The following is a 17,358-nucleotide window of genomic DNA, read 5'->3' on the forward strand; positions in this document are numbered from 1 at the left end:
GTCTGCCCTGTCCAGTGAAGACAAGATTATTCAGGAGACAGAAATGGCTATAGGTAAATCGCTACGTGGGTTCCCCCGGATCCTGCAGTGGCTGCTGGTCGGTCTGATGGCGCTCATCGGACTGGCCGTAGGTGGACTGGGCTTTAAGCTCGCCACCGTCGGGGGAAGCTGGTACTTCCTGATCATGGGCGTGGTGATGCTTGTCGCCGCGTTTCTTATTGCGCGCGGTCGCACAAGCGGCATTATTCTGTATGCGGTGGCGTTTATCGCCTCGCTGATCTGGGCCGTGAACGATGCGGGCTGGGATTTCTGGCCGCTCTTCTCGCGCCTGTTCACCTTCGCGGTGCTGGCGTTCCTGTCCGCCCTCGTCTGGCCTTTCCTGCGCGGTGCGGATCGTCCGGTCAACAAAGCCCCGGCGTTTGGTATTGCCGCCGTGCTGGCGGTTGCGATGCTGGTGAGCTTCGGCTGGATGTTCAAGCCGCAGACCCTGGTCAGCGCCAGCGAGCCGGTGCCGGTTAAGCCGGTGGCGGAAGGCCAGCAGCAGAAAAACTGGGAGCACTGGGGTAACACCACCCACGGCGACCGCTTTGCGGCGCTGGACCAGATTAACAAGCAAAACGTTAACGATCTGAAGGTGGCCTGGGTTGCCCACACCGGCGACATCCCGCAGAGCAACGGCTCCGGCGCGGAAGATCAGAACACCCCGCTGCAGATTGGCGATACGCTCTTCGTCTGTACCCCATACAGCAAGGTTCTGGCGCTGGACGTCGACTCCGGTAAAGAGAAGTGGCGCTATGATTCCAAAGCCACTGCGCCAAACTGGCAGCGCTGCCGTGGTCTGGGCTATTTTGAAGACACCTCAAGCGTGACAACGTCACCGACAGAGACGCAGCCCGCCGCCTGTGCGCGCCGTCTGTTCCTGCCGACGACCGATGCCCGTCTGATCGCCCTTAACACCGACAACGGTAAGGTCTGCGAAGACTTTGGCGATCATGGCGTAGTTGATCTTAGCGTCGGCATGGGTGAAGTGAAGCCTGGATACTATCAGCAAACCTCCACCCCGCTGGTGGCGGGCAACGTGGTGGTTGTGGGCGGACGCGTAGCGGATAACTTCTCTACCGGCGAGCCTCCGGGCGTGGTGCGTGCCTTTGACGTGCATACCGGGAAACTGGCCTGGGCCTGGGATCCGGGCAATCCGAACATCACCGGGCTGCCGCCGGAAGGCCAGACCTACACCCGCGGGACGCCGAACGTCTGGTCAGCCATGTCCTATGACGCGAAGCTGAACCTGATTTACCTCCCGACCGGTAACGCCACCCCGGACTTCTGGGCCGGCGAGCGTACTGAACTGGATGATAAATACAGCTCTTCGATTGTGGCGGTGGATGCCACGACCGGACAGGTGCGCTGGCATTTCCAGACCACCCACCACGACCTGTGGGACTTTGACCTGCCGTCGCAGCCGCTGCTGTACGATCTGCCGGACGGTAAAGGCGGCTCCACGCCGGTGCTGGTGCAGACCAGCAAGCAGGGCATGATCTTCATGCTCAACCGCGAAACCGGCCAGCCGGTGGCGAAGGTGGAAGAGCGTCCGGTGCCTGCCGGTAACGTCGAAGGCGAGCGTTATTCCCCTACCCAGCCGTACTCTGTCGGCATGCCGATGATCGGCAACCAGACCCTGACCGAATCCGACATGTGGGGTGCCACCCCGGTTGACCTGCTGCTGTGCCGCATCCAGTTTAAAGAGATGCGTCATCAGGGCGTCTTTACCCCGCCGGGTCTGGATCGCTCCCTGCAGTTCCCGGGCTCGCTTGGCGGGATGAACTGGGGCAGCGTGTCGGTTGACCCGAACAACAGCCTGATGTTTGTGAACGACATGCGTCTGGGGCTGGCGAACTACATGGTGCCGCGCGCGAATGTTGCTAAAAACGCCAGCGGGATTGAGATGGGGATCGTGCCGATGGACGGTACGCCGTTTGGCGCGATGCGCGAACGCTTCCTGTCTCCACTGGGCATTCCGTGCCAGAAACCGCCGTTCGGTACTATGTCTGCGGTGGATCTGAAGTCCGGCAAGCTGGTGTGGCAGGTACCGGTCGGTACCGTGGAAGATACCGGCCCGCTGGGGATCCGCATGCATATGCCAATCCCGATCGGTATGCCGACCCTGGGCGCGTCTCTCTCCACCCAGTCCGGCCTGCTGTTCTTCGCCGGGACTCAGGATTTCTACCTGCGCGCGTTTGATACCGCGAACGGGAAAGAGATCTGGAAAGACCGTCTGCCGGTGGGCAGCCAGTCCGGCCCGATGACCTACGTGTCGCCGAAAACCGGCAAGCAGTACATCATCATCAACGCCGGTGGTGCGCGTCAGTCTCCGGATCGCGGGGATTACATCATCGCCTACGCGTTGCCTGATAAGAAGTAAGCGCGTTAGCGTCAAGCCGGCCCTCAGGTGGCCGGCTTTTTTTTGCTTACGGCTTCGCGGTGAGGGAGTTTTCGATCCAGGTCGCCGTTGTGCCGTTCTGATAACTGACCACCAGGTTCTGATGGACCCCGGCTGGCCAGCAGCTGCGCATTACCGCGCGTTTGGTTTCATCGAAGAAAGGTTTATCCCCTGCCGCTTCGTAGTCCGCTGCGCGGCCGTTCAGCTTGACGTTAAACGACACCGTCACCCGGCCGGAATATTTCTGCGCCGCGGCCTGCTCAGGATAGCGCGGCTGCACCCGGTAGACGTCGCCGTCGCAGTCCACCTGCCCGTTATCCACGGTCGACGAACTGCCGCCCACCGGGAAGGAGAGCCCGACGCCCACCCCGCTGTTGCCCCCGCCGCCGCCAATCCCTATTCCGCCAATGCCCACGCTGCCGCCCGATGCACATCCGGCCAGCAACCATGCGACGCAAATCACCTGCGTAAACTGTTTCATTGCCTTTTCCTCTTCAGCCCTTACAACCAGCATAGCGGGGAATAAAAAAGGGTTCATGTCGAAACATGAACCCTTTTTTTGCCCGGCGGCGCTTCGCTTGCACGGGCCTACATGCTGTGCCGAACCCGTAGGCCCGGTAAGGCGCAGCCGCCACCGGGCAGGATACGCGTGGGGATCAGAAGGTTTCCCAGTTATCGCCATCGGCGACGGCCGGGCGCAGCGGTGCGGCTGGCGCTGCTGGCGCGGCCTGAACGCTGCTGCGGGCCGGGTTCATACCCTGCAGGCGGAAAGTCCCTACCGCTTCGGTCAGACGCGCAGCCTGATCTTCCAGCGAAGCCGCCGCAGCTGAGGCTTCTTCCACCAGCGAGGCGTTCTGCTGGGTCACTTTATCCATCTCCGAGATGGCCTGGCTGACCTGCACAATACCGCGGCTCTGCTCGTCGGAGGCGGCAGCGATCTCCAGCATGATATCGGTGACGCGTTTAACCGCTTCGACGATCTCGTTCATAGTGTTGCCTGCGGCAACCACTTCGCCGGAGCCCTGGTCGATAAGGGAGACCGATTCGCTGATCAGCCCCTCAATCTCTTTCGCGGCGTTGGCGCTGCGGCTGGCCAGAGTGCGGACTTCGCTGGCGACCACGGCAAACCCGCGCCCCTGCTCACCGGCTCGGGCAGCTTCCACCGCGGCGTTGAGCGCCAGGATATTGGTCTGGAAGGCGATACTGTTGATGACCGCGGTGATCTCAGAGATTTTCTTCGAGCTGCTGGAGATGTTGCCCATGGTTTTCACCACCCCGGAGACCATCTGGCCGCCGCGGCTGGCTTTGCCGGAGGCATCTTCCGCCAGTTTGCTGGCGTGGTGCGCGTTATCGGCGTTCTGCTTCACGGTGGCGGTCAGCTGTTCCATGCTGGCGGCGGTCTGTTCAATGGCCGCAGCCTGCTGCTCGGTACGTGATGAGAGGTCGGTGTTACCGGCGGAGATTTCGCTGGTGCCACGATAGATCTCTTCCGCGCCCTGGCGCACGGTGCCCACGGTATTCACCAGCGAACGCTGCATGGTTTGCAGATCGTGGGTCAGACGGCCAATCTCGCTGCGCCCGGTCAGGTCTTCGGCCAGGGTCAGGTCGCCCTTCGCGATGTGCGCAATACGGTTCGCGGCGCGTTGCAGCGGGTTAATCACCGTGCGACGCAGCACGATAAAGGTGATCACCGTCAGCACCAGCGCCAGACCAAAGGCGCCAACCATAAACATCAGCCCCAGCTGGGTGCGGGTATGTGCCTGCTCGGTGAGCATATTGGCGCGATCGGTACGGATCTTAATCGCCTTCAGCAACACCTCGTTATAGGCATCATCCAGCGGACGCGCCGATTCATTTTCATGGTTGATGATGGCTTCGAACATGCCGTTTTTGGCATATTTCAGCATCGGCTGCATGCCGTCGATATAAGCCTGGTAATTCGTTTTCAGTTCGCCGTCCAGCGCTTCGTCCGCCGGGGTGCGAACGCCACGGTTCATGTAAATGGCGAAGCTGTCCTGCGACTGTTTGATGCGCTGTTCGGCTTCGGCGATGTTCTTTTTCATCGCGTCCATTTCGGCGATACGGCTGGCCGCACCCGCGTGGATCATATTGATACGCGCTGTGCGCAGATGGTTTGAACTGTTTGATAACCCGGTACGCACCTGAATTTCAGACGTCACATCCTGCTGGTCTTTGTCCGCCTGCAGTAAAAAATAGCCTGCCAGCCCGGCGCTCAGGGCAAACAGCAAAATAATACCACCCAAAATCGAGGAGATAAGCGGGAGCAGCCTGATGTGGTGCAGGAAGCCCAGCTTATGTTGCGCCCGAACTGTTGTTGTTTTGTCCATAGCCGTTGACTCTCTCATAGGTAAGATGCGTGGAAACACGCCTGTAAAGTAGTCATCGGCACTACAACGATTTTGATTACGGCTAAAATCGCAACACTGGTCACACTTTCGCAATGATTTTTAAAGAGATGTCGTCCCGCTGCCCATCAAGGCCAGCGGGAGAAAGGTTTATCAGTTATCGCCGAAATGGATAACGGTACGGATGGACTTACCTTCATGCATCAGATCGAAGGCTTCGTTGATCTGATCCAGCGGCAGGCGGTGGGTAATGAACGGATCGAGCTGAATTTTGCCCGCCATCGCATCTTCTACCATGCCCGGCAGCTGGGTACGGCCCTTAACGCCACCAAACGCAGAACCACGCCATACGCGGCCGGTAACCAGCTGGAATGGACGGGTTTTGATCTCCTGACCCGCACCGGCCACGCCGATGATGACGCTTTCGCCCCACCCCTTGTGGCAACACTCCAGCGCGGCACGCATCACGTTGACGTTGCCAATGCATTCGAAGCTGAAGTCGACGCCGCCGTCGGTGAGTTCAACAATGACGTCCTGCACCGGCTTGTCGTAGTCGTTCGGGTTGATGAAATCGGTCGCGCCCATTTCGCCAGCCAGCTTGAATTTCTCCGGGTTGGTGTCTACGGCCAGGATGCGTCCGGCTTTCGCCTGCACTGCGCCCTGAATCACGGCCAGACCGATACCGCCCAGACCGAATACCGCAACGGTATCGCCCTCTTTCACTTTTGCGGTGTTGTGGACGGCACCGATGCCGGTGGTGACGCCGCAGCCCAGCAGGCAGACTTTATCCAGCGGTGCCTGCGGGTTTACTTTTGCCAGCGAGATTTCGGCGCAGACGGTGTATTCGCTGAAGGTGCTGGTGCCCATGTAGTGATAGATCGGCTCGCCGTTGTATGAAAAACGGGTGGTGCCGTCCGGCATCAGGCCTTTACCCTGGGTAGCGCGAACCGCCTGGCAGAGGTTGGTTTTGCCGGATTTGCAGAACTTACACTCGCGACACTCTGCGGTGTACAGCGGGATGACGTGGTCGCCCGGCTGCAGGCTGGTGACGCCCTCGCCGACTTCCACCACCACGCCACCGCCCTCATGGCCGAGCACCGCCGGGAAAACGCCTTCCGGATCTTCACCCGACAGGGTAAACGCATCGGTGTGGCACACGCCGGTATGGGTGATTTTGACCAGCACTTCGCCTTTTTTCGGCGGTGCCACGTCAATTTCAACGATTTTCAACGGCTGGCCAGGGCCAAATGCAACAGCAGCACGTGATTTCATCTTGCTTTCCTTTTAGTGATGTCAGGTTTTTATTTTAGATAAGAGCGCAGCAAATGGCCGACTTCCGCCATTCTGACGGCCCGCTGATCGGCAGTGGTCTCGCCCGCCACCAGCTCATCTTTGAGGTGAATTTCAACCATCTCGCCCATCAGGCCGTTTGCGGCGCCGCGCACTGCGGCGATCTGCTGCAGGATAGAGAGGCAAGGCTCGCCGGATTCAAGCGCCCGCTCCAGGGCATCGACCTGCCCGCGAATGCGGCGCACGCGCGTCAGGACACGTTTTTTGTCTTCAGGTGAATGTGGCATCGGAGGGCTCCTGGATACTGTAGGGGGGTATACTATTTTATTTTATACAGACCTGCAAACGGGAATGTCCAAAGATGTTTTGGGGGAACGCGAAAGTCTGGATGGGAAAGGTTTGATGAGAATACAGGAGAAATTGCTGCCCTGGTTAAGGGCAGTCGGCGTAGGCAGTATTATGCGTGATCGCTATTAAGCAACTTATGAGTGAAACCCGTCAGGCATAAGCGATGCTTAAATATCATCCCGCGTGAAACCAACAACTATTTCGAGCGTATTGCGGATGACTTCGGCAGCCTCTTGATCGGATGTTTGTTCAAGGGCGTAAATCAACTGCAGAATAATTTGCTTATTGGTAAGGTTATCTCCGCTGAGAATAATACATCTTATCGCTGAACCTAAAACGGCAGCCTCAACGGACAAGGAACTTCCAGCTGAACGGAAGTAAGTTGCCAGCGCCTGATCCTGAAGTGCATTGAAATGCTGTGTATGCAGAGAAGTCGCAGTATTCATATTTTTCACTCTAAGGTTAATGTTTTTTATCGTATTTATGCTGTGCAGTATTCACCATGAGATGGTGCATGCTGTTGATAAGACAATTTTTTCTGGCTTCTGGGTGTACGCGACTACTGGATTTAACCTTTTGCTCAACCTCGACTGCGGCCGCAGAGAGCGCGCTTCTTCTTTCAGCGTCACGCTCCATGCTGGCCATAATTTTCAGTTTGACTGCCAGCGTCTTAAAATTTATTGGACCGTTGTCTTTTAAAATTAACAACACAGCTTCGCCAATAAGATCGTCTCTCAGTCTTTCAGATTTCGTTCTGTGCATAACTGTTCTCACGTGCCTGCTTTAAGCCACAGATGTGCTAACATTCTTTATCGTTCAAAAAACAGAGCGATCAGCTGATTGTAATGGGCAATTTCTTCTTCATCTTCCGTCTGTTCTACCCGGCGTAATAACCTGGTACAGATAGCAAGACGGCTTAGATTACGTCCCTCATTCAGGATCTCACCGACAATCAAGCCCAGGGTCTCCTGCTGGCTACGCATACTGGCTTTATTAAAATAGGCGGTGATTGCCTCAGCTGAACTTTGGCGCGAACTGTTGCCTCGCATAGGTGCTCCGGATTGACATTTAGGTTAGGGGTTAAACTGATGTTAAAAATATACTAAACCTCAGTAGTTGTACATGGCGACTGTACAAGTTTTTGCGATTTTAATTAGCCAGCTAAGTTATCTTTACAAATAACAGCGTGTTAACAAGCACTTAAAATTGTCAGGCGTTCAAAAATTTACAAAACTTTCTTGCGTAAGTCTTTCATTAATAAAACTTAAGTATTACCCATCAAGCATCTCTCCCTGCCTGTAATCAGAGCTTTCAGCAGATCGTAAGCCGCTCTGCGGACCGCTCATTTCGACACAAAGGCTGTACAACTTCTGGCATGTTCAGATACGCCCTGGGAAAGGAGAAAATTTTCCAGGGCTGCGCCTGACGTTTAGCTACCCCAGTTTTTCACTGCATACGGTCATCAGGCGCAATCCCGGCCTTACACCGGCTTGATATTCTGATTCATCCGGAACAGATTCATCGGATCGTACTTACTTTTCAGTTCCACCAGCCGATCCCAGGTTGCGCCGTAGGCAAAGGCGATACGGTCGGTCTCCTCCTGGGTGAGGAAGTTGATATAGGCTCCGCTGCTGGCGAAAGGCTGGGTTTTGGCGAAGAACTCCCGGGCCCAGGCGACGCAGCGTTCATCCTCTTCGGCGGTTTCCCAGCGCCCGTGCACGTTCATGACGTAGTTTGCATCCCGGCTTGAGTAGGCCATCGCCTCGGGCGCAACCTGGGTCGTATGGCCGCCAATGGTGCCAATGAAGATCTCGCAATGAGGTGACGGCAGTCTGGCGGCGTAGTCGACGATGGCATCAATGACGCCCTCGCTGATTTGCACGAAGTTGTGCGATTTCCAGTAGTTACGCGCCCCTTTTGCCAGCAGCGGATCGAAGGCCTGCTGCCAGGCGACGTAGGGCATTACGCCGATGTGCTCGCCGATTGCCGTGCCGAACCCGCGCAGCGGCGCAATGAGTTGCTCGCCCATTTCGGGATGCCCCACATAGCACAGAGCGAGCGCCACCATCTCCTTCCCGTGCGCCTCTTCAGGCAGGAAAGGCAGCGGCGGCGCCTTGCGGGTGACCATCCAGACGTTCAGCTCTTCCGGCATCGTCTGGGTGAAGCGGGCAAACTGTGATATCACGGACCTCGCTTGATCGAACGGAAAAACGATCAGCCCGCTCAGCACGTCCGGCCCGACGGGGTGCAGCTGGAATTCAAAGCGCGTTACCACGCCAAAATTGCCCCCGCCGCCCCGCAGTCCCCAGAAGAGATCCGCGTTTTCGGATCCGCTGGCATGCAGCAGACGGCCATCTGCCGTAACAACTTCCGCCGAGAGCAGATTGTCGATGGTCATGCCGTACTTGCGGCTCAGCCAGCCAAACCCGCCCCCCAGAGTCAGGCCGGCCACCCCGGTGGTGGAATTAATGCCCAGCGGCGTGGCAAGCCCATGCGCCTGTGCCGCCGCATCAAAATCACCCAGCGTGCAGCCGGGCTCGACGGTGGCCCGGCGGGTGTTCAGATCCACCTCTACCCGCTTCATCAGCGAAAGGTCGATCATCAGACCGTCGTCACAGACGGCATTGCCCGCGATGTTGTGCCCTCCTCCCCGGATTGAGATGAGAAGATGTTGCTCGCGTCCAAACTGGATGGCTTGCACTACGTCCTCGGTGGATGTGCAGCGAACGATGAGCGCGGGCTTGCGGTCGATCATGGCATTCCAGATCTGACGCACCTCGTGGTAATCGTCATCTTCAGGAAAGAGTATCTTCCCCTGAAAATGCGCTCTGAACTCATCGATTTCAGCCTTTGATAACGCCTTCATGATTGTTCCCCCTGCTCTGTTTAACCCTACTAATTATGGTAGGTTTGAGAGCGTCGGGCGTTAAAAATGGGGTAGCAAGCCGGGCCTCCCCCGGTGCTTTTCAGCATAACCTTAAGGCAACATCTCTATTTCCCTACCAGACTTAGGCTTTTTACTTTTAAGGAGCCCACGCCATGAGGCGTCTGTTTACGTCGATTTTCTCCAGCCCCGAGTCGCTGCTACAGGTAATGAGCCAACAGGAAATTATTGAAGCCGTGGAGGACGGGGATCGCATTATTATCGATCAGGATGGTAACGCCTCGGTCAACTTCAAAAGCCGGGAGGTACGTGAGGACTTTCTGCGCCATGTTAACGCGTTGAAGAGGGCCTGAGATGGGAACGGCGATCTTTATGGTGCTGATGGTTTCCGGGTACTGGTACACCAGCCGCGATCTCTCCACCCGCTTTAAAATCAAGCGATCCTTTGGCTGGGACGTCTATTTTCTCGTGGCGCTCTACGGCTGCATCTTCGTATTGCAGGGCGTGCTTGCCACCGGCCTGGTGTGGCTGGTGCTCCTCGCCGCCTCCTGGGCCGCCAATACTTTCCACTTTGCCTCGCAGGACTACGCCAACTGGCAAATGGACTTTATGAACTGGAGCTTTCTGGGGATTCAGGCACCGGTAGTGGTGATGCTGGCCTTCGCCATTCTGTTTTGCCTCTACCGTTCGAACTGGGCGGGCAGCGCCAGGCTGGACGGCGAAGGCCGCAAGCAGCTTTACAAGCGCCTGTCACAGGCCAGCGGTATTGAACAGCTGCTCTATCAGTGTATGGAAGAAGGCGAGCTGGCGCTGGTGACGCTGAAATCGCGGCGGATCTATATCGGCATGATCCATACCGCGACCCTGGAATATGAAAAAACCGCCAATATCGTGCTGATCCCGATGCTGAGCGGCTATCGCGACGGCAAAACGCTGAGCCTGTGCATTGAGCATAACTACAGCAAATGGTACGCCGACCACGATATTACGCTCGATTCACAGCCCAAAAGCGCGATGGCTTTCCGCAAGGTGATCATGCTGGACCAAATTGAAAGTCTTTCACTTTTCGATCCTGCCAGCGCCAGTTCGCTGGATCTGGAACGGCACGCGGAGAGTGCAGAGTGAATTTTTTTCACGATCATGAAGATGGCTCATGTTGCAGTGAAATTTAGTCGCTTTCACTCCCCTCCTGGCTCTGGCATAACGTTACTCATATTAACGTATGAGCAACATAAAGGGTGATTTCGCAACAGCGTCACGCTTTATGCCAGAGCCTGGAAACGTCACCATGAATAACGATTTCACCTTTACCATTAAGCGCAGCCGTTTCGATGAGAATTACAATCCTTCGGAAAACACGCGCATCACCACTAATTTTGCCAATCTGGCCCGCGGCGATAACCGTCAGCAGAACCTGCGCAACACCCTGGTGATGATGGATAATCGCTTCAACACCTTAGCGCACTGGGACAACCCGAAAGGCGATCGTTATTCCGTCGAACTGGACATTATCTCCGTTGAGATGAATATCGCAGGTGAAGACAATGCCACCACCTTCCCGGCGATTGAAATTTTAAAAACCAATATCATTGATAAAAAAACCAATGAGCGTATCGAAGGGATCGTCGGGAATAACTTCTCGTCCTATGTCCGGGATTATGATTTCAGCGTACTGCTGCCCGATCACAATAAAAACCAGCCTGAATTCAGCATTCCGGATAACTTTGGCGAACTGCACGGCAACATCTTTAAGCACTTCGTTAATTCTGCGGAATATAAAGCTAACTTCAGCAAACCGCCCGTGATCTGCCTGAGCGTCTCCAACAAAAACAGCTACCAGCGTATTGGCAATGTGCATCCGGTTTTAGGCATTGAGTACCAGCAGGAAGGCACCTCACTGACGGAGGCCTATTTCAAAAAGATGGGCCTCCAGGTTCGCTATTTTATGCCGCCAGACAGCGCCGCGCCGCTGGCATTTTTCTTCTCCGGCGATTTGCTGAGCGACTACACCTTCCTGGAACTGATCGGCACTATCAGCACCATGGAGACTTTCCAGAAAATCTATCGTCCTGAGATTTACAACGCCAACTCGGTCGCCGGGCACTATTACCAGCCCAGCCTGACGAACCTGGATCACTCCCTGACCAAGATTGTTTACGATCGCGAAGAGCGTAGCCAACTGGCGATTGAGCAGGGAAAATTTACCGAGAAACATTTCATCAAGCCGTACAAAAATATTCTTGAGCAATGGTCTGCTCACTGCGCGCTTTGATTAATTAAAACGATAAGGTCACCTGTTATGAAAACATTGCTCCCCACCTCCACGGCCGGCAGCCTGCCGAAACCGTCCTGGCTGGCACAACCGGAGACCCTCTGGTCGCCGTGGAAATTGCAGAACGAGGAATTACTTGCCGGGAAACAGGATGCGCTGCGTCTCTCTCTGGACGATCAGCTGCGGGCCGGGATTGATATCGTCAGCGACGGTGAACAGACCCGCCAGCACTTCGTCACCACCTTTATCGAGCACCTCTGCGGCGTCGATTTTGAGAAACGCGAAGTGGTGAAAATCCGTAACCGCTATGACGCGAGCGTGCCGACCGTCGTGGGTGCCGTCTCCCGCCAGAAGCCGGTGTTTGTTGACGATGCGAAGTACTTACGTCAGCTCACCACTCAGCCGATCAAATGGGCGCTGCCGGGCCCGATGACCATGATCGACACCCTTTACGACAACCACTACAAAAGCCGCGAAAAACTGGCCTGGGAGTTCGCAAAAATTCTCAACCAGGAAGCCAGAGAACTGGAAGCGGCCGGGGTCGATATTATTCAGTTCGACGAACCTGCCTTTAACGTCTTCTTTGATGAGGTGAATGACTGGGGGATCGCCGCCCTGGAGCGCGCCATCGAAGGGCTGAAATGCGAAACGGCGGTGCACATCTGCTACGGATACGGCATTAAAGCCAATACCGACTGGAAGAAGACGCTGGGCTCAGAGTGGCGCCAGTACGAAGAGGCGTTCCCAAAACTGCAGACCTCGAATATCGATATTATCTCGCTGGAGTGCCACAACTCCCGCGTGCCGATGGATCTGCTGGAGCTGATCCGCGGCAAAAAGGTGATGGTCGGGGCCATCGACGTGGCAACCAGCACCGTCGAGACGCCAGAAGAGGTGGCCGCTACGCTGCGCAAGGCGCTGCAGTTCGTCGATGCCGACAAACTCTACCCTTCCACCAACTGTGGGATGGCGCCGTTATCCCGTGAGGTGGCGAACGGTAAGCTCAACGCATTAAGCGCCGGAGCGGAGATTATCCGCAGGGAACTGGCGGGGAAATAAGCGTTCAGGCCGGGCTCGCGAGGCGCGCCCGGCTGATTACAAACGGCGGCCGCGAGCCCAGTAGGCCATAAAGCTGATTGTCTCCTTCGACAGGTTTCGTTCCCCGCTCAGATAGCGTCGCAGATGCTTCACCGCGCTGGATTCCGCCGCCACCCAGCCGTGGAACCGATTATCGCTTTGCGCGCGATCCCACAGCAGTTCTCCTTCGGCCTCTTCCCGCACCTCCTGACTCCGGGTCAGGGCATACTCCGGCAGCTTCACGTGCTGTTTGACGGCCTGTAGCAGGGCTTCACCGTGGCAGGCCCCGGTCACCTCGCGCGCCCGCCAGTGCACTTCCGCAAAGTCATAGGCGCTGAGATCGATACAGTCGCCCTGCTTCGGCACTTCGATAAACACCTGTACCTGCGGGGGCGTATCACGCTGAGCAAGTTGCTCCAGGATCCCTTTTACCGCAGGCCAGGCCGTTTCATCGGCAATAATCAGACCCTGTTCTGCCTGAGGATGGGGATCCCACTCGTAGCCCCCGCTGTCTTCGGGATAGTCACGGTTGGGCGCGACGATCTGAAGGTCATCGCCCGGTTGTGCCCCTGTTGCCCAGGCAGACGCCGGACCTTCGGTGCCGTGCATGACAAACTCCACCTCCATCTCGCAGGCCTCGACGTTCACCCGACGTAGCGTGTAGGTGCGCAGGATCGGCCGTATCGCTTCCGGCAGAGACTTGATTTGCTCCCACCAGGAGCCTTCGGGCGTCAATGCCAATGGCGTGCCGTTCAGCGACGGGAAAAGCAGTTTAATGCGCTGATCCGGTGCGTCTGATTTCATATGGCGCACGTCGTCACCCCGGAACACGCAGCGCAGCATAGAGGGCGAAAGCACCTCTTTTCGCGCCAGTTTTACGTTGAATAAGCGATAACTCTGCACAGCCGACATACCTTCACCTTAACGCGCGTCGTGAATTTGTGATGTGCCGATGGTAACAAACGAAAATGATAATGAGAACGCTTATTAAGTGCGGAGTACTGCGAATCAAAACCTTACTTTTCCAGGGCAGCCACGATAGCGGCTTCCATCTTCTCCGGGGTGGTTATCGGCGCAAAACGCTTGATCGGCTTGCCGTCGCGTCCGATCAGGAATTTCGTGAAGTTCCACTTGATCCGCCCGCCCAGCACGCCGGGCAATGCGTCCTTCAGGTAACGAAACAGCGGGTGCGCAGCCGCGCCGTTGACCTCGACTTTCTCGAACATCGGGAAGCTCACGCCGTAGTTGATGTGGCAGGTCCGGGCGATGTCATCAGCCCCGCCGGGTTCCTGTTTGCCGAACTGGTTGCAGGGAAAACCCAGCACCACCAGCCCCTGAGAGGCGTACTTTTTATAGAGCGTTTCAAGACCTGCATATTGTGGGGTGAAGCCGCACTGGCTGGCCGTGTTGACCACCAGAACGACTTTACCCGCATAGTCGGCCATGGAGATGGGCTCGCCACTCAGACGGGTGGCAGAAAGTTGATGAAAATTCGTCATCCAAAAAACCTCAAAATCATGATGGCACCCTGCCACTGACAAGGTGCCCACAGAAAAACTTACTTCACCGTTTCAATTTTAGGCGGCTGCCAGGTGCCATCCAGAATCGGCTGTTCACCCCAGTACGCGCGAATGTAGAGGGACAGATTGCCGTCAGGCGCCGGAAGCCAGTTATTCACTTTATCATCTGATGGGCGGGTTTTGCTGACATACAGCGTCAGGGAGCCGTCATCGTTGTACTTCAGGTTTTTGTTTTTGGTCCCCAGCGAGAAGCGGTTCAGCTCGTTAGGGCTGAACAGATGCTTACTGTTATAGAGCGTTAATGACCAGAACCCTTTCACCGGCGGCAGTTCGCCTTTCGCGAAGGTCACCGTGTAGTCATGGTCTCCAGAGAGCTGGGTGCCCGCAGCATCGTTATCGGTGTAGAAATACTGGGTTTCGTTCGGTTTGTTATCGAACATGTTTGATTTTGAGGTGCCGGTACGGTTGTAGTAGTCCACCCCAAACTCGGCGTTGTTTTTTGAACGGTTCCAGCCGTTGCCCGCCGGTACGCCGTTGTTCTTCCACTTAAAGAAATCAGCAATGACGGTTTTATCCGTCTCTACGGCGGCAGCATCCATCCATTTGCGGATTTCCGGGTTTTTCTTGCCAGCCTCGACAAGGTGACGGTACTGGGCGTACATGGCCTCTTCGCCAGGCAGCGGCGGCACTTTTTCCAGCACATTGGCGAACTGGTCGAAGAATTTCTCCGGAATAACCCAGCGCGTCTCGCCCGCGCTGGCATCCGGTTTATCGCCGATGGCCGGGATTTTCGAGTATTCGAAGGATTTCATTTTGCCGTCAAACTGACTAAGCGGGTAGGTCATAATCTCTTTGATCGGGGCCTGGATCGCCGCCCGGTCTTCCGGGGTGTCATCCATCTGGACGCGAGGAATAACGTTGGCCATTTCGGTGGAGGACTGAATCACACCGTTAATGCCCTGCGGGGTTTCCCCTTTCCAGTTGGGCCCGACAAGCAGATAAAAACCGGGTTTGGTGGCGTAAGGTTTACCGACGTTACCAATCTGATTGGTGCGGGCATCGTAAATGGCGTACACCCAGAAGCGTTCGCCGAAATCGGGAACCTGGATCACAATCGGCTCTTTATCCAGTTCGAAGAAGCCCAGCCCGTAGGCCACGTCCTGGTTTGGACAGGTAACGAAGGTCTCCTCCGGCTTGATGTAGTCCGTCAGCATGCTGAGCTGGCCCATCGGCGCTACCGGCACCATGCCGCCGTTCAGCGCCGGGTAAGGCGCTTTGGTGATGGTTTCCCGACGGTTAAACTGATTCACCATCGGCCAGCCCCAGATATAGGCCTGCTGCGCGATGGCTTTGACATAGCTCTCCGGCATGGTGACATCCGCCGACGGCTGCGTGAGCTGATCGAACTGGGTGGCATGAGGAATGGTGAGCGGTTCGGTCTGGGCGAACGCGCCCGCGCTAAGCGCCAGAGTTGTAAACAGTGCCAGATACTTTATTTTCATCACGTCATTCACCTTTATTGGTTTGTCTGGACCAGGTCATCCGGGATCCATGTTTGATCGTAGAATCCGTCTTCGGTGCCATACAGACGCAGCGCCACGAGGAAATTACGGTCAGGAACGGTTTTGATAAAGGCGCTATCTTCCACACCGTCCGGTTTATTCGGGCCGAACCAGAGGTCGATAGAGCCATCGTTGTTTTTCGGGATGTTGTAATAGCCGTTGGTGGACGGTAACAGCTGATCGGTTTCCGGCATGGTGCCGTCGGTAATATTGTAGGCAGTCACGGCCCAGAACAGCGCCGCAGGTAGGTTTGGCGGCAGGTGCAACTTATAGGTATTGCTGCCGTTCAGGAACTTGCCGGACCCGTCTTTGGTGGCAAACGGATATTTGGAACCCGCACCGGTGGTATGCATCACCATTGCCGCCGCGCTGGAGTACGCAATCTGGAAGAAGGCCGCGCGCTGGTTGGCATCAAGGGTGCCGTACTGCATCCACTCTGCGGTAGCACCCGCCCAGGAGGTCTCCCACTGACGGTCTTTGTAATAGAGCTGACGCTGGTCATCACGCCCCACCTGACGACGCGCGAGGATCATGCGCGGCGCGGTTTCCACGGCTTTGTTCAGTAGCTCCTGCTGTTTGGCCGTCGGGGTGAACGGCTTGCCCTTCACAATGCCGATGCTGAGCAGCGCGCTGCGGGTGGCATCCGGGATCGCGGTCAGCGGTTCATAATCCACAAAGGTTTTCAGCTTTTGCCAGTAGCTGGCGTCGGTGGGATAAACCATGTTCACCCGCTTCCCGCTGGCATCCGGGAACTGCATCGGCTTCACGTCCTTTTCCACATCCCAGAGGGGATAGACGCGGGTGGTTTCGGCATTTTTCACCGCCGGGAGCGGATCGGGTTTGCCTTCACCTTTCCCCATGATGGTTCTGAAGAAGAGGAAGACGTTATAGGTTGAGGATTTAAAGGCGTAATACCCCTGCGGCACAGGACCGTCGTAATCCGGCGGCAGAAGTAAATAGAGGCCACCCCGGGCGCGGTCTGGCCCGATGGCCCCCACGTCGGTAATGGTTTTCTGGAAGAAGTCGGTAAACATCCCGATGACGTTCGGTGGCGCTTTGATCACCAGCGGCCCCGTCTCCTTCAGATCCAGATAACTCATGGAATAGATCACATCCCCGTTAGGCGTAGGCACCACCGCCCGGCTGTCCATCCGCTCTTTCCAGATCGGCAGGACGTTATAGCCTTTACCAAACGCAGCTTCAGAGCCATCGCGCAGGCCAATGGTATTCAGCAGCGGCAGGGTCTGGATGTAGGCCTGAACCGCATCCTGATAATAGAGTTCGTCGCTTAATGACTGCGCTTCCTGCTCCGGTAACCAGTTACCGTTATTCAGTTGCTTCATCAGGGGGGAAAGCGGCGCGTCGGCGGCCATTGCGGGTTGGGCTAAAGCGAGTGACAGCAAAACGGCAGAAGTAACTATTCGGCGTTTCATAGGTGTATCCCGATATAAGAGTAGTAAAAGCGAAATGAACGACTTACATACGATCGGTGATGACTTTTGGCATAAAACAAACGAGACAGAATGTTCTTAGAAAGGATAGTTGGTTTTGCAAAATGAATAGTGTTTTGAGCTATTTAAAATCCGGGAAATACACAAC

General features: G+C 56.2%; 17 protein-coding genes. 5 read left to right on the forward strand and 12 right to left on the reverse strand.

Annotated features, from left to right (window positions below; all coding sequences use genetic code 11):
- The first annotated feature begins 43 nt into the window (after positions 1–43).
- Complete coding sequence (locus FFB58_RS03860) at positions 44–2,422, forward strand: glucose/quinate/shikimate family membrane-bound PQQ-dependent dehydrogenase (RefSeq protein WP_138369066.1); 2,379 nt, start codon at positions 44–46, stop codon at positions 2,420–2,422.
- Positions 2,423–2,468: 46 nt separating this feature from the next.
- Here FFB58_RS03860 and FFB58_RS03865 read toward each other — a convergent pair whose 3' ends face one another.
- The 8 genes from FFB58_RS03865 to FFB58_RS03900 all read right to left on the reverse strand — a co-directional run bounded on the left by FFB58_RS03865 (position 2,469) and on the right by FFB58_RS03900 (position 9,310).
- Positions 2,469–2,921, reverse strand: coding sequence for an energy transducer TonB (locus FFB58_RS03865; protein WP_138369067.1), 453 nt, complete (start codon positions 2,919–2,921; stop codon positions 2,469–2,471).
- A gap of 175 nt (positions 2,922–3,096) precedes the next feature.
- Positions 3,097–4,788: a methyl-accepting chemotaxis protein gene (locus FFB58_RS03870; protein ID WP_039028626.1), complete on the reverse strand. Its 1,692-nt coding sequence runs from the start codon at positions 4,786–4,788 to the stop codon at positions 3,097–3,099.
- 171 nt (positions 4,789–4,959) lie between these two features.
- On the reverse strand, positions 4,960–6,078 hold the full coding sequence (locus tag FFB58_RS03875) for an S-(hydroxymethyl)glutathione dehydrogenase/class III alcohol dehydrogenase (RefSeq protein ID WP_138369068.1): 1,119 nt from the start codon (positions 6,076–6,078) through the stop codon (positions 4,960–4,962).
- A 29-nt stretch (positions 6,079–6,107) separates the two neighbouring features.
- Positions 6,108–6,383: a metal/formaldehyde-sensitive transcriptional repressor gene (locus FFB58_RS03880; protein WP_039028624.1), complete on the reverse strand. Its 276-nt coding sequence runs from the start codon at positions 6,381–6,383 to the stop codon at positions 6,108–6,110.
- Positions 6,384–6,611: 228 nt separating this feature from the next.
- Positions 6,612–6,890, reverse strand: a complete 279-nt coding sequence (locus FFB58_RS03885) for a biofilm development regulator YmgB/AriR family protein (RefSeq protein ID WP_039028620.1) — start codon at positions 6,888–6,890, stop codon at positions 6,612–6,614.
- A 16-nt stretch (positions 6,891–6,906) separates the two neighbouring features.
- Complete coding sequence (locus FFB58_RS03890) at positions 6,907–7,206, reverse strand: hypothetical protein (protein WP_052246150.1); 300 nt, start codon at positions 7,204–7,206, stop codon at positions 6,907–6,909.
- Positions 7,207–7,253: 47 nt separating this feature from the next.
- A complete protein-coding gene (gene ycgZ / locus FFB58_RS03895) occupies positions 7,254–7,493 on the reverse strand; it encodes a regulatory protein YcgZ (RefSeq protein ID WP_039028619.1) in 240 nt (79 codons plus the stop codon).
- Positions 7,494–7,924: 431 nt separating this feature from the next.
- Positions 7,925–9,310 (reverse strand): FAD-binding oxidoreductase, encoded by a 1,386-nt coding sequence (locus tag FFB58_RS03900; protein WP_138369069.1) that lies wholly within the window; start codon positions 9,308–9,310, stop codon positions 7,925–7,927.
- 173 nt (positions 9,311–9,483) lie between these two features.
- On the opposite strand from FFB58_RS03900, the gene FFB58_RS03905 reads away from it, so the two are divergent.
- From FFB58_RS03905 to FFB58_RS03920, 4 genes are all read left to right on the forward strand, one after another.
- Positions 9,484–9,681: a hypothetical protein gene (locus FFB58_RS03905; RefSeq protein ID WP_039028617.1), complete on the forward strand. Its 198-nt coding sequence runs from the start codon at positions 9,484–9,486 to the stop codon at positions 9,679–9,681.
- 1 nt (position 9,682) lies between these two features.
- Complete coding sequence (locus tag FFB58_RS03910) at positions 9,683–10,453, forward strand: hypothetical protein (protein WP_039028616.1); 771 nt, start codon at positions 9,683–9,685, stop codon at positions 10,451–10,453.
- Between the two features lie 163 nt (positions 10,454–10,616).
- The gene (locus FFB58_RS03915) at positions 10,617–11,600 is read left to right on the forward strand and encodes a DUF1852 domain-containing protein (RefSeq protein WP_138369070.1); all 984 of its coding nucleotides are present in this window, start codon (positions 10,617–10,619) and stop codon (positions 11,598–11,600) included.
- A 27-nt stretch (positions 11,601–11,627) separates the two neighbouring features.
- Positions 11,628–12,659: a methionine synthase gene (locus FFB58_RS03920; RefSeq protein ID WP_138369071.1), complete on the forward strand. Its 1,032-nt coding sequence runs from the start codon at positions 11,628–11,630 to the stop codon at positions 12,657–12,659.
- A gap of 36 nt (positions 12,660–12,695) precedes the next feature.
- Here FFB58_RS03920 and FFB58_RS03925 read toward each other — a convergent pair whose 3' ends face one another.
- The 4 genes from FFB58_RS03925 to FFB58_RS03940 form a co-directional block, all read right to left on the reverse strand.
- A complete protein-coding gene (locus FFB58_RS03925) occupies positions 12,696–13,589 on the reverse strand; it encodes a siderophore-interacting protein (protein WP_138369072.1) in 894 nt (297 codons plus the stop codon).
- A gap of 104 nt (positions 13,590–13,693) precedes the next feature.
- The gene (locus tag FFB58_RS03930) at positions 13,694–14,176 is read right to left on the reverse strand and encodes a glutathione peroxidase (protein WP_138369073.1); all 483 of its coding nucleotides are present in this window, start codon (positions 14,174–14,176) and stop codon (positions 13,694–13,696) included.
- A 59-nt stretch (positions 14,177–14,235) separates the two neighbouring features.
- On the reverse strand, positions 14,236–15,699 hold the full coding sequence (locus FFB58_RS03935) for a DUF1254 domain-containing protein (protein ID WP_138369247.1): 1,464 nt from the start codon (positions 15,697–15,699) through the stop codon (positions 14,236–14,238).
- A gap of 14 nt (positions 15,700–15,713) precedes the next feature.
- Positions 15,714–17,192: a DUF1254 domain-containing protein gene (locus tag FFB58_RS03940; protein WP_138369074.1), complete on the reverse strand. Its 1,479-nt coding sequence runs from the start codon at positions 17,190–17,192 to the stop codon at positions 15,714–15,716.
- Between the last annotated feature and the right edge of the window lie 166 nt (positions 17,193–17,358).

This window comes from Enterobacter sp. MF024, assembly GCF_005843915.1.
Lineage (GTDB): Bacteria > Pseudomonadota > Gammaproteobacteria > Enterobacterales > Enterobacteriaceae > Enterobacter > Enterobacter barmai.

Bases quoted from the DNA above. Each gene is read 5' to 3' on its own strand.
- FFB58_RS03865 (WP_138369067.1), bottom strand. From the start codon at position 2,921: ATGAAACAGTTTACGCAGGTGATTTGCGTCGCATGGTTGCTGGCCGGA.
- FFB58_RS03910 (WP_039028616.1), top strand. From the start codon at position 9,683: ATGGGAACGGCGATCTTTATGGTGCTGATGGTTTCCGGGTACTGGTAC.
- FFB58_RS03925 (WP_138369072.1), bottom strand. From the start codon at position 13,589: ATGTCGGCTGTGCAGAGTTATCGCTTATTCAACGTAAAACTGGCGCGA.
- FFB58_RS03905 (WP_039028617.1), top strand. From the start codon at position 9,484: ATGAGGCGTCTGTTTACGTCGATTTTCTCCAGCCCCGAGTCGCTGCTA.
- FFB58_RS03940 (WP_138369074.1), bottom strand. From the start codon at position 17,192: ATGAAACGCCGAATAGTTACTTCTGCCGTTTTGCTGTCACTCGCTTTA.
- ycgZ (WP_039028619.1), bottom strand. From the start codon at position 7,493: ATGCGAGGCAACAGTTCGCGCCAAAGTTCAGCTGAGGCAATCACCGCC.
- FFB58_RS03860 (WP_138369066.1), top strand. From the start codon at position 44: ATGGCTATAGGTAAATCGCTACGTGGGTTCCCCCGGATCCTGCAGTGG.
- FFB58_RS03920 (WP_138369071.1), top strand. From the start codon at position 11,628: ATGAAAACATTGCTCCCCACCTCCACGGCCGGCAGCCTGCCGAAACCG.
- FFB58_RS03870 (WP_039028626.1), bottom strand. From the start codon at position 4,788: ATGGACAAAACAACAACAGTTCGGGCGCAACATAAGCTGGGCTTCCTG.
- FFB58_RS03890 (WP_052246150.1), bottom strand. From the start codon at position 7,206: ATGCACAGAACGAAATCTGAAAGACTGAGAGACGATCTTATTGGCGAA.
- FFB58_RS03880 (WP_039028624.1), bottom strand. From the start codon at position 6,383: ATGCCACATTCACCTGAAGACAAAAAACGTGTCCTGACGCGCGTGCGC.
- FFB58_RS03885 (WP_039028620.1), bottom strand. From the start codon at position 6,890: ATGAATACTGCGACTTCTCTGCATACACAGCATTTCAATGCACTTCAG.
- FFB58_RS03875 (WP_138369068.1), bottom strand. From the start codon at position 6,078: ATGAAATCACGTGCTGCTGTTGCATTTGGCCCTGGCCAGCCGTTGAAA.
- FFB58_RS03930 (WP_138369073.1), bottom strand. From the start codon at position 14,176: ATGACGAATTTTCATCAACTTTCTGCCACCCGTCTGAGTGGCGAGCCC.
- FFB58_RS03935 (WP_138369247.1), bottom strand. From the start codon at position 15,699: ATGAAAATAAAGTATCTGGCACTGTTTACAACTCTGGCGCTTAGCGCG.
- FFB58_RS03915 (WP_138369070.1), top strand. From the start codon at position 10,617: ATGAATAACGATTTCACCTTTACCATTAAGCGCAGCCGTTTCGATGAG.
- FFB58_RS03900 (WP_138369069.1), bottom strand. From the start codon at position 9,310: ATGAAGGCGTTATCAAAGGCTGAAATCGATGAGTTCAGAGCGCATTTT.